This window comes from Caulobacter sp. AP07 (assembly GCF_000281955.1).
GTDB lineage: Bacteria > Pseudomonadota > Alphaproteobacteria > Caulobacterales > Caulobacteraceae > Caulobacter.
The window spans coordinates 1-10,256 of the sequence record NZ_AKKF01000210.1 but is presented as its reverse complement, the minus strand read 5'-3'; the positions used below and the strand labels follow the sequence as shown (position 1 = coordinate 10,256).

Annotated in this window: 9 protein-coding genes and 2 pseudogenes; 5 read left to right on the top strand and 6 right to left on the bottom strand. The window is 68.7% G+C overall.

The genetic code is table 11. The features are described 5' to 3' along the window. Positions 1-2,699: bifunctional [glutamine synthetase] adenylyltransferase/[glutamine synthetase]-adenylyl-L-tyrosine phosphorylase (locus PMI01_RS19360; RefSeq protein WP_007672816.1), on the top strand; the 2,699-nt coding region annotated here is incomplete at its 5' end. Between the two features lie 63 nt (positions 2,700-2,762). Here PMI01_RS19360 and PMI01_RS19355 read toward each other — a convergent pair. Then, a complete protein-coding gene (locus PMI01_RS19355) occupies positions 2,763-3,134 on the bottom strand; it encodes a hypothetical protein (RefSeq protein WP_007672814.1) in 372 nt (123 codons plus the stop codon). A gap of 277 nt (positions 3,135-3,411) precedes the next feature. On the opposite strand from PMI01_RS19355, the gene msrP reads away from it, so the two are divergent. The 3 genes and pseudogenes from msrP to PMI01_RS28235 all read left to right on the top strand — a co-directional run. Next, complete coding sequence (gene msrP / locus PMI01_RS19350) at positions 3,412-4,332, top strand: protein-methionine-sulfoxide reductase catalytic subunit MsrP (RefSeq protein WP_007672813.1); 921 nt, start codon at positions 3,412-3,414, stop codon at positions 4,330-4,332. After that, positions 4,332-5,066 (top strand): protein-methionine-sulfoxide reductase heme-binding subunit MsrQ, encoded by a 735-nt coding sequence (gene msrQ / locus PMI01_RS19345; RefSeq protein ID WP_007672812.1) that lies wholly within the window; start codon positions 4,332-4,334, stop codon positions 5,064-5,066. The genes msrP and msrQ overlap by 1 nt, the downstream gene beginning before the upstream one ends. Further along, a pseudogene (locus PMI01_RS28235) lies at positions 5,054-5,185 on the top strand (hypothetical protein); the annotation flags it as partial. The gene msrQ and the pseudogene PMI01_RS28235, both read left to right, overlap by 13 nt. Positions 5,186-5,206: 21 nt before the next feature. On the opposite strand, the gene PMI01_RS19340 reads toward PMI01_RS28235, so the two are convergent. The 5 genes and pseudogenes from PMI01_RS19340 to PMI01_RS26550 all read right to left on the bottom strand — a co-directional run. Further along, positions 5,207-5,887 carry a lysozyme inhibitor LprI family protein gene (locus PMI01_RS19340; protein ID WP_007672811.1) on the bottom strand — a complete coding sequence of 227 codons (681 nt, stop codon included), beginning with the start codon at positions 5,885-5,887 and terminating at the stop codon, positions 5,207-5,209. A gap of 3 nt (positions 5,888-5,890) precedes the next feature. Further along, a complete protein-coding gene (locus tag PMI01_RS26160; protein WP_007672810.1) occupies positions 5,891-6,559 on the bottom strand; it encodes a lysozyme inhibitor LprI family protein in 669 nt (222 codons plus the stop codon). 48 nt (positions 6,560-6,607) lie between these two features. After that, the gene (locus PMI01_RS19330; RefSeq protein WP_007672807.1) at positions 6,608-7,849 is read right to left on the bottom strand and encodes a dipeptidase; all 1,242 of its coding nucleotides are present in this window, start codon (positions 7,847-7,849) and stop codon (positions 6,608-6,610) included. 153 nt (positions 7,850-8,002) lie between these two features. Then, positions 8,003-8,392, bottom strand: a complete 390-nt coding sequence (locus PMI01_RS19325; protein WP_007672805.1) for an RcnB family protein — start codon at positions 8,390-8,392, stop codon at positions 8,003-8,005. A 263-nt stretch (positions 8,393-8,655) separates the two neighbouring features. Then, positions 8,656-8,823, bottom strand: a pseudogene (locus PMI01_RS26550) (JAB domain-containing protein); the annotation flags it as partial. 506 nt (positions 8,824-9,329) lie between these two features. Here PMI01_RS26550 and PMI01_RS27235 point away from each other — a divergent pair. Then, positions 9,330-9,860: a hypothetical protein gene (locus PMI01_RS27235; protein WP_157223825.1), complete on the top strand. Its 531-nt coding sequence runs from the start codon at positions 9,330-9,332 to the stop codon at positions 9,858-9,860. Positions 9,861-10,256 lie beyond the last annotated feature (396 nt).

Below are 10,256 nucleotides of genomic sequence, written 5' to 3'. Positions count from 1 at the left end.
GGCGCCTGCCGCTGATCCTCGAGAGCGACCCCGACGCCCGCCTGGCCGAGATCCTGGTCGCCGCCGAGGCCGTCGCCGCCGAGCCGGACTTCGAGACCGCCCGCCGGGTCCTGCGCGACCTGAAGGCCGACCTGCACCTGTTGACCGCCCTGTGCGACCTGGGCGGGGCCTGGGACCTGGACGCGGTGACCGGGGCCCTGACCCACTTCGCCGACGCGGCCCTGCAGGCCAGCCTGGCCCAGGCCGCCCGGCTGGAGGTGACGCGCGGCGCCCTGACCCATGTGGGCGAGGGCCCCGACGGCCCGATCCCCGGCCTGTTCTGCATCGCCATGGGCAAGCACGGGGCCTTCGAGCTCAACTATTCCAGCGACATCGACTTCTCGATCTTCTACGCGCCCGAGGCGCTGCCGGTGGCGGAGGGCGTCGAGCCGCAGGGCGTGGCCGTGCGCCTGACCCAGCACCTGGGCCGGATGCTGGCCGAGCGCACCGCCGACGGCTACGTGTTCCGCATCGACCTGCGCCTGCGCCCCGACCCGTCCTCGACCCCGCCGGCCATGCCGATCGACGCGGCGCTGGAATATTACGAGAGCGTCGGCCAGAACTGGGAGCGGGCGGCCCACATCAAGGCGCGGATCGCGGCCGGCGACCTGGCGCGCGGCGAGGCGTTCCTGGCCGAGCTGCAGCCGTTCATCTGGCGCAAGAACCTCGACTTCGCGGCCATCGCCGACATCCACTCGATCAAGCGCCAGATCCACGCCTACAAGGTCGACGACCGGCTGACCGCCAAGGGCGCCGACCTCAAGCTGGGGCGCGGCGGCATCCGCGAGATCGAGTTCTTCGTCCAGACCCAGCAACTGATCCTCGGCGGCCGCCACCCGGACCTGCGAAGCCCGCGCACCCTCGACGCCCTGGCCGCCCTGTCCGACGCCGGCCATGTGACGCCCGACGACCGCGACTACCTGATCCAGGCCTATCGCGACCTGCGGGCCCTGGAGCACCGGGCCCAGATGATCGCCGACGACCAGACCCACAAGCTCCCGGAGTCCGACACCGACCGCAAGCGGGTGGCGGCGCTGTGGGGGCACGGCGTCCTGCGCAGCTTCGACGCCCTGGTCGGTCACCTGCTGAAGGGCGTCAACCGCCGCTATGGCGCGCTGTTCAAGGGCGAGGAGGAATTGTCGTCACGGTTCGGCAGCCTGGTGTTCACCGGGGTCGAGGACGATCCGGAGACCCTGGCCACCCTGCGGCGCATGGGCTTTTCGAACGCCGAGCGGGTGGCCGCCACCATCCGCGGCTGGCACCACGGCCACATCGCCGCCACCCGCACCGCGCGGGGCCGCGAACTGTTCACGCGGCTGGCCCCGCGCCTGCTGGACGCCGCCAACGCCACCGGCGCGCCGGACGACGCCTTCAACCGGTTCGGCGACTTCTTCGCCGGTCTCAGTTCTGGCGTGCAGATCCAGTCGCTGTTCCTGGCCCAGCCGCGCCTGTTCGAGCTGATCGTCGAGGTCATGGCCTTCGCCCCGCGCCTGGCCAGCACCCTGGCCCGGCGGCCGACGGCGCTGGACGCCCTGCTGGACCCGGCCTTCTTCGGGCCGATGACCGTGCCCGAGACCGCGCCCTGGGACCCGGCCGACTTCGAGGGGGCGATGGACGCCGCCCGGCGGCTGTTCCGTGACCAGTCCTTCCGGATCGGGGTGCGGGTGATCAGCGGCACGGCCGGGGCGCGCGACGCCGGCGCGGCCTTCGCCGACCTGGCCGACCTGATCGTCGGCGGCCTGGCCCCGGCCGCCCTGGCCGAGGTCGAGCGGCTGGGCGGGGCTTTCGCGGGGCAGGTGGCGGTGGTCGCCCTGGGCAAGGCCGGCTCGCGCGAGATGACCGCCAAGTCGGACCTGGACCTGATGACGCTCTACGCGGCGGATGGGCCGCCAAATTCGAGCGAAGCGACCTCGGCGATCAAGGGCTGGAGCGCCGACAGCTTCTACGCCCGCTTCACCCAGCGCCTGACCTCGGCCCTGTCGGCGCCGACCGGCGAGGGCACGCTCTACGAGGTGGACCTCAAGCTGCGCCCCTCGGGCACCAAGGGGCCGGTGGCGGTCAGTTTCGCCGCCTTCGAGGACTATTACGACCGCGAGGCCGAGACCTGGGAGCTGCTGGCCCTGACCCGGGCCCGGGTGATCTGGGCCTCGTCGCCGGTCTTCCAGGCCAGGGCCGAGGCCGCGATCGCCGCCGCCCTGCGTCGGGCCCGCGATCCGGCCAGGACCGCCGTCGACGTGTTGGACATGCGCCAGCTGATGGAGGACGAGCGGCCGGGTGACGGCGACTGGGACCTCAAGCTGACCCCCGGCGGCCTGGTCGACATCGAGTTCGCCGCCCAGTTCCTGCAACTGGTCCACGCCGGGTCCGGCGGGCCCCTGGCGCAGAACACCGGCGAGGCCCTGGTGGCTTTGCGGGCGGCCGGTCTGGGCGACAAGGCGGCGATGGTCGCTCTGGAGGCGGCGTGGCGGCTGGAGCAGGACCTGTCGCAACTGCTGAAGGTGGCGCTGGAGGACGGGCACGACCCGGACACCGAGCCCAAGGCGTTCCGGGCGCTGCTGGCGCGAGCCGGCGGCGCGCGGACGTTCGGGGCGCTGAAGAGCAGGCTGGCCAAGGCCAAGGCCGAGGCGCGGGCGGCGTTCGAGTCGGTGGTGAAGCGGTAGGGTCGAGTGCGGTTGGGGACACGCACATGTGCGTGTCCCCTGTCGTGGGCTGGCCCGCGAACCCTAGGCCGGTTCAAGCCGCCGCGCGGCGGTCACGTGCTTCACATAGGCCTCGTCGGTCGTGAAGGGGATCTCCTTCACGTCGATCAGCAGGCGCTTGTTCTGCCCGACGATGAGGATCTTGGGCAGGTAGAGGCCGTTGAACGAGCCATGCACCGCGTAGGGCGTCGTCCCCTTCGCCAGGGGGCCGGTCCAACCCATCACGTCGATCGCCAGGCCGCCGACGAAGTGGGGATCGCGGACCAGTTGGATGCCGCTGGTGAAGTTCGGCGCATGCCCCTTCACGTTGACGCTGAAGAAACCCGGCGCGCCCAGGCCGGTCCAGACGTAAGTCGCCTCGGCCGTGTCGAAAGGCTCAGGACCATAGAAACCCATGATGTTCTCCCTTGCTCGGATTGGGTCGCCCGTCGGCCCTCAGGGCTGACAGGGGCGAGGGCGTCGCCGACGGTCAGTGGCGCCTGGACGCGATATAGGCGCGCCTGAAGAGAAATTACCAGTTAAAATTGTGCTTAAGCTATCTCGGCCTCTTTTGGCGAGTTGACGTCGCGTCCACGGTCTTCTCCGGATGGAGAAAGCCGCCTTTCCGCGTCTTCGCCTGTAACCAATCGCCCTTCGGCCACGTATCCTCCAAGGTAGCCTTGGAGCCCCCGCCATGCTGATCCGCCGCGCCCCCGACCTCACCGACAACGACGTCACCGACCCCGGCCTCTACCTGCGCCGGCGGGAGTTCATCGGCGCGGCGGCCGGGCTGGGCCTGCTGGCGGCGGCGGGGACGGCCAGCGCCCGGGGGCTGACCTACGGCCCGGGCTTCTCGACCACCGAGAAGCCGACGCCCAGGAAGGACATCACCGGCTACAACAACTTCTACGAATTCGGGGTCAACAAGGAGGACCCGGCCGAGAACGCCGGGTCCCTGAAGACCCGGCCGTGGACCGTGCGGGTCGACGGCGCCTGCGAGAAGCCCGCCACCTTCGCCATCGACGACCTGATCAAGGGGAACAAGCTGGAGGAACGCATCTACCGGATGCGCTGCGTCGAGGGCTGGTCGATGGTCATCCCGTGGGTGGGCTTCCCGCTCAAGGACCTGATCGCGGCGGTCCGGCCGACCTCGAAGGCCAAGTTCGTCGCCTTCGAGACCCTGATGCGGCCTTCGGAGATGCCCGGCCAGAGGTGGGACGTGCTGCAATGGCCCTATCGCGAGGGCCTGCGCATCGATGAGGCGACCCACCCGCTGGCGATCCTGGCGGTCGGCCTCTATGGCGACGTGCTGCCCAACCAGAACGGCGCGCCGCTGCGGCTGGTCGTGCCGTGGAAGTACGGCTTCAAGGGCATCAAGTCGATCGTCAGGATCAGCCTGGTCGAGACCATGCCGGCCACCGCCTGGAACCTGTCGGCGCCGCGCGAGTACGGCTTCTATTCCAACGTCAATCCGGCCGTCGACCACCCCCGCTGGTCGCAGGCCACAGAGCGGCGGATCGGCGAGTTCCGGCGGCGCGAGACCCTGCCGTTCAACGGCTACGGCCAGTACGTGGCCGACCTGTACCGGGGCATGGACCTGCGGGCGAACTTCTGATGTGGCGAAACCCCCTCAGTCGCTCCGCGACAGCTCCCCCAGGGGGGGAGCATCTGGCGCGGCACAATCCTCCCCCTCTGGGGGAGGTGGCCCGGAGGGCCGGAGGGGGCGCGCGTAAAGCGAAGAAGCGCCCCTCCAAACTCCAGGACAACCTGATCTACGCCGCCGTCTGGCTGGCCTGTTTCGCGCCGCTGGTCTGGCTGGCCTGGCGGGTCTTCAGCGACGACCTGGGGGCCAATCCGATCGAGGCCCTGATCCGCCAGATCGGTGTCTGGGGCCTGCGGCTGCTGCTGGTCGGCCTGGCGATCACCCCGGCCGCGCGGATCCTGAACAAGCCCCGCCTGCTCCGCTTCCGGCGCACGGTCGGCCTGTTCGCCTTCAGCTACATCTGCCTGCACCTGCTGACCTATATCGGCGTCGACCTGTTCTTCGACTGGCGGCAGTTGGTGAAGGACATCCTCAAGCGGCCGTTCATCACCCTGGGTATGCTGGGCTTCACCCTGCTGGTCCCGCTGGCCGTGACCTCGACCAACGGCATGGTCCGCCGGCTGGGACGGGCGACGTGGCAGAGGCTCCACTGGCTGGTCTACCTGATCGTGCCCCTGGGCGTGGCCCACTACTACCTGCTGGTGAAGGCCGACCACCGGCCGCCGCTGGTCTATGCGGCCATCGTGGCGGTGCTGATGGGGTGGCGGGTGTGGGACGCTTGGGGGAGAGCGAAATCCAAGGCCTGACCTCACGCAAACACGGTTGTCATCCCGGGCGAAGCGCAGCGTAGACCCGGGACCCAGGGGCCACCGCGTTGCGCCGGCCCCTGGGTCCCGGACAGCCTCTTCGAGGCTTCCGGGATGACAACGATTGGGGGGCAGAAGCCCTAGAACAGTTCCCCCTCCGGGTCCCGCGCCTGATCCCGCGTCCATCGCCCGCTCAGCTTCGCCCCCGAGCATGGGCCCTTCTGGGTCAGCGTCACCGCGTCGGCGGTGAAGGCCGCGTCCAGCGTGCAGGCGTCGGGACCCGTGCCGGCGATTGGGAAGGTCACTGCGGTCTGGCCGGGGGCCACGCGTACCGGCTTGGCCTCGTCGGTGGCGCCCTGGATCGCGGCGCCGTCGGCCATGTAGCCGAAGCTCAGCCCCGCCGACGCGACCTTGACGGCCAGGAAGTCCTGCCCGCGGACATAGACCCCGCTCAGCCGGAAGCCCGGACTCTTCAGCACCGCGATGCGCTCGGCGTGGATGTCGCGCAGGCAGGACAGGCGGCTGTCGTCGTCGTTGCAATAGACCCCGCCCATATCCTGGCCAGGGGGCAGCAGGGTCCGGCTGCCGACCCAGCCGCGCTGGGTCATCTTCACATAGGCCGCGATCCTGCCGTCCCAGACCTTCTGCGCCTCGCCATAGGCGGCGGCCAGTTCGGAATCCTGGCGCGACAGCTGCGGGTCGGCGCAGATCAGCTTTTCGACCTTGGTGCGGGCCTTGGCGCAGTCGAAGCTGGCGGCGGCGGCTGGACCGGTGAAGGCGAGGACCATCAGGCCCAGCAGGGCGGCGGCGAGGCGGGTCATCGGCTAGTCCTGCAGGAAGGGCGACTTGGCTGGGTCGCGTCGGAAGATCCGCGCGTCGAGCATTGGTGGCTTGCAGACCCCGGTCTCGGAACCGGACAGGGTCACGGTGTCCTGGGTGAAGGTCAGGGTGTAGAGGCAGCCGGCCTCGTCCTGCCAGGAGAGGCGGCCCGCGGCGTCGACCTTGCCCCAGCCCTGCAGCAGCATGTTACCGCTGGAATTGGGGCAGATGTAGATATCGACGTCGACGCCGACCTTGGGATAGCGGGGCGTGGCGTCCAGGAAGATTCCGTCCTTGGGGCACTGGCCGGCCACGTAGCGGCCCGTCCATTTCAGGTCCGGGCTCTTCAGATAGATCAGGCGGCGTTCGTAGTCGTCCTTCAGGCAGGCGGCGTCGGCCTTGCAGATGCCGTTGCGGTCCCTCAGCCAGTTGCGCTGCTCGGTGAGGATGTAGGTTTTCCAGTTGCCGGCCGGCCAGAAGGCCTGGGCGGCCTTGAAGGCGGCGGCGACCTCCTCGTCCAGCTTGGAGACCGCCGGGTCCTTGCAGATGGCCTTCTCGGTCGGCGTGCCGGCCTTGGCGCAGTCGAAGCTGGCCGCGTGGGCCGCCGACGTCGACGCCGTCCATCCAAGACTGATCAGGGCCGCCAGGCCGACCCAAGGCGCGACACGGACCATGCGGAGCTCTCCCAAGGCGAGGCCCGCGCAACCTAGCCGATAACGAGGTTATCCGGAAGGCTTGGCCTTGGCCGCTTCCTTGGCCGCGTAGTCCTGCGCCTGGCGCACCACCCGCAGCACGTTGCCGCCCCAGATCGCCGCCACGTCGGCGTCGGTGTAGCCGGCCGCCTTCAGCCGGGCGGTGACCTTGGGCAGGTCGGCGACGTCCTCGAAGCCGACCACCCCGCCGCCGCCGTCCCAGTCGGCGCCGATGCCGACGTGCTGGGGCCCGACCACCTTCAGGGTGTGCAGCAGGCTGGCCATGAACTCCTCGAAGGTCGCGCGGACCGGTGGGAACCTGGCGTCGACCTCGGCGCGCTTCTTGTTGAAGGCGACGATCTCGGCCTCGGTCGCGGTCTCGCTGTCGGGAAACGGCGCCAGCGCCTTCATCGCCGCCAGGCGCTCGGGGCTGGCGGCGGTGTTCTTCAGATACACCGAGTTGATGCAGATCACCCCGCCGGCGTCGGCGATCTTCTTCAGGCGGCCGTCGTCGAGGTTTCGCGGGTGGTCGTAGATCGCCTTGGCGCCGGTGTGCGAGGCGATGACCGGGACCTTCGACAGGGCCACGGCCTGGTCGACCACGTCGTCGGAGGCGTGGCTGACGTCGATGACGACGCCCAGCCGGTTGGCCTCGGCCAGCCAGCGCAGGCCCAGCGGCGAGAAGCCGTGCCAGATCTTGCCCTTGGGGTCGGTCGAGCTGTCGGCGAACTGGTTGTTGAGGAAGTGCACGGGCCCGGCCAGGCGCACGCCGGTCTTGTAGAAGGTCTCCATCAGGGTGAGGTCCTCACCCATCGGCCAGCTGTTCTCGATACTCTGGAAGACGAACTTCTTGCCGGCCTTGTTGATCCGCTCGGCGTCGTCGGCGGTGTAGGCCAGCTCGAACTTGTCGGGGTGGGCGGCGACCATCTCGCGGATCTCGGCGGCGCGGTTCAGCGCGAAGTCGCGGGCCCCGCGATAGCCCTCGGCGGTCAGCGCGCCCTGGCCGGTGTAGATCACGAAGAACCCGCCATCGAGGCCGCCCTCGTTCATGCGCGGCAGGTCGACCTGGGTGCCGTCCTGGGTGACCACGTGGCGGTCGATGATGCTCCAGCCCTTGCGGGCGAAGTGCTCGGGGGTGTCGAGGTGGGTGTCCAGGGTCAGGACCCGCTCGTGCAGGGCCTTGTCCTGCTTGGAGACCGGGGCGTCGGCGGCGATAGCGGCGGTGGCGAACAGGGCTGCGGAGCCGAGCAGGACGGTGAGCAGGCGAGCCATGGAAACTCCCGAGACGAACTGTGAGGCCGCACGCTCAAGGATCGGCGCGCAGCGGTCAAGCTCCGCCGCGAGCCCGCGGACGGTTCGGCGTTCGGCGCCCCGGGGATTGAGCGTTGGCGGCGTGCGATCGCACGCCGCCGCGCGGTTGGGGACCTAGTAGAAGGCCCCGTAGATGACGTCGTCGATGCGGCCGGTGCGGGTGTCGACCAGCAGCAGGTCGGGTCCGTAGCGAACCCAGCGATAGCCCCACGGCGGGCCGTCCAGTCCCATCCGCCAGTAGTCGTCATAGAAGTAGGCGGAGCTCAGGAACAGGGCCGGCAGCAGCAGGCCGGGGGACCAGCGGCGATAGCGGTAGCCCGACGGATAACGCCAGCGCGGCCCATGGACCGGGTGGAAGCTGGGCGGCCGGCCGGAGCCTGGACGGTGCGGGCCGAGAGGCGGCGGGCGCCCGGGCGGCGGCCGATGGCCCGTCGGCGGCCGGGGCCGGGGCGGCGGCTTGGGCCCGGGTCGCGGCGGCTTGGGTTTGGGGCCGGGTCCAGGCATGGGCCTCGGAGGCGGACCGGAACCGCCCGGTGGTCGACCGCCGCCCTGGCCGCCGCCTGGCGGGCGTCCGCCGCCGCCAGGTCTGTCGCCAGAGGGTGGTCCGCCCGACTGGGCCAACGCCGCGCCGGGGATCAGAAGGCCCAGGACCGAGGCCAGGAGAAGACGCCGATTCATCGCAATCCTCCAAAGGCCCCCCGACCATGATCGACTATAGCGCGCGGTCCGGAATGCAAAAGCAGGTTGTGCGGCCGCCGTTCCACCCCTCAGAACAGTCCCAGCGCCTTGAAGCTGGCCACGCCCTCGCGCCCGACCACCAGGTGGTCGTGGACATTGACCTTCAGCGCCTTGCCGGCCTCGACGATCTGCCGGGTCATCTCGATGTCCGGCCGCGACGGCGTGGGGTCTCCCGAGGGGTGGTTGTGCATCAATATTTATAAGTATTTAAGTATTTGATTTCGATTAATATTTCAAAATCGAGGGGCGTGTGTGGGGTGTGTAATTGGGTATGTGCTTCGTTGGGCGTTGGTGGTGATCATGAGTATTTATACTCGATCATGATAATCCATCCATGACCACTGATTTTTCCATTTCTACCGGACTTGCGCTGGCGTTCGCTTTACGCCGATGCGGAGCCGCTACTATCCGCTAGGCGGTGGGCAGGGTCAGGCGTCGCCGGCCGACTACTTTCGGTGCGCGGCAGATTGACACCTCATTGTGCTCCAGTGTGCCGAATCCCCGCAGAGGCAGGTTGGGCTCTGGGCATGAGGACCACCGGTAGCTGAGCGGGCCTGAGTGGCGACGTCGTCCATAGGCGTCGTTCGCAATTGTTTGAAGCACGGCACAGCTTCATACTCGCTAGATGGAATTGCCAGAACACATGCTCGCAGCACTCAAAAGGCGAGCGAAGGCCCTGGGGCCAGTCTCGTTGAGAGACCAAATGTGGCGCGAGGCAGTGCAGTTTCATGAAAGCGCGCAGCGCAACTTCGAGCAGCGGACTGGGCCAGATGGCCGCTATGCATTCCCGTTTACGGCAGGCGTCGTTGGGCTCGCATTTGCCTCAGAATTATACCTCAAAACTCTCCTCCTGGTCGCGCATGGGAAGGCTCCTCAAGGCCATCGGTTGAACGTTCTATTCGCCAAGCTACCGGGGCCAATTCAGGCGCTGGTTAAGGCCCGCTACGAGCAACGGCGAAAGGGAACAGGCGCGATTCTGGAGAATGACCTAGTTGCTTACTCCAACGCCTTCGTAGAGTTCAGATATGTTTACGAGGGTGGAAACAAGGCTATGGACGTGGTCGGCCTCGGTCAGGTCGCGGCATCGCTTTATGAGGCTAGCCGGCGGCTCTATCCCGATCTCCAACTATACGAGTATACCCATGCGCGGGCGACGTCAGCGCTGCAAGGCGTACCGATTTTTTCAAACGGACCCCATCCCTATCCGCCGGCACCGCCATGGCCGGAGATTTGATCGCGCAGCGCTCAAGCGCCATAACCCGCCAAACCTGTCGCTCGTCTGAACGCGTCCAAGCCCCAACAAGTTCGCTCGTGGGGGTACGCACCGGACCGGGCGGCAAATCCAAGGCGGCCAGTGAGCAGCCCCGCGTGACGGGCCCCGCACGCATCCCCCGCTGGTGATCGGAGCCCCCGCGGACGATCCGAACGTCAGCTATGGGCGCCGGGCGCCGCCGTGCGCGACATCGAGGCCGCCGCCCGGTTGCTGGGTCCGGCGCTGATCGTGCTGCTGGGCGGTTTGATCGGCCTGATGATGGCCGGCCTGCTGTCGGGGGTGACCGAGCTGGGGCAGGCGGCGCTGAACCGAGGCCGAGATCGGGGTGCGGATAATTGCAGGCGCTCACACAAGCCG

Coding starts and splice junctions, on each gene's coding strand:
- PMI01_RS19330 (WP_007672807.1), bottom strand. CDS start 7,849: ATGGCTCGCCTGCTCACCGTCCTGCTCGGCTCCGCAGCCCTGTTCGCC.
- PMI01_RS19340 (WP_007672811.1), bottom strand. CDS start 5,887: ATGACCCGCCTCGCCGCCGCCCTGCTGGGCCTGATGGTCCTCGCCTTC.
- PMI01_RS27235 (WP_157223825.1), top strand. CDS start 9,330: ATGTGGCGCGAGGCAGTGCAGTTTCATGAAAGCGCGCAGCGCAACTTC.
- msrQ (WP_007672812.1), top strand. CDS start 4,332: ATGTGGCGAAACCCCCTCAGTCGCTCCGCGACAGCTCCCCCAGGGGGG.
- PMI01_RS26160 (WP_007672810.1), bottom strand. CDS start 6,559: ATGGTCCGTGTCGCGCCTTGGGTCGGCCTGGCGGCCCTGATCAGTCTT.
- msrP (WP_007672813.1), top strand. CDS start 3,412: ATGCTGATCCGCCGCGCCCCCGACCTCACCGACAACGACGTCACCGAC.
- PMI01_RS19355 (WP_007672814.1), bottom strand. CDS start 3,134: ATGGGTTTCTATGGTCCTGAGCCTTTCGACACGGCCGAGGCGACTTAC.
- PMI01_RS19325 (WP_007672805.1), bottom strand. CDS start 8,392: ATGCCTGGACCCGGCCCCAAACCCAAGCCGCCGCGACCCGGGCCCAAG.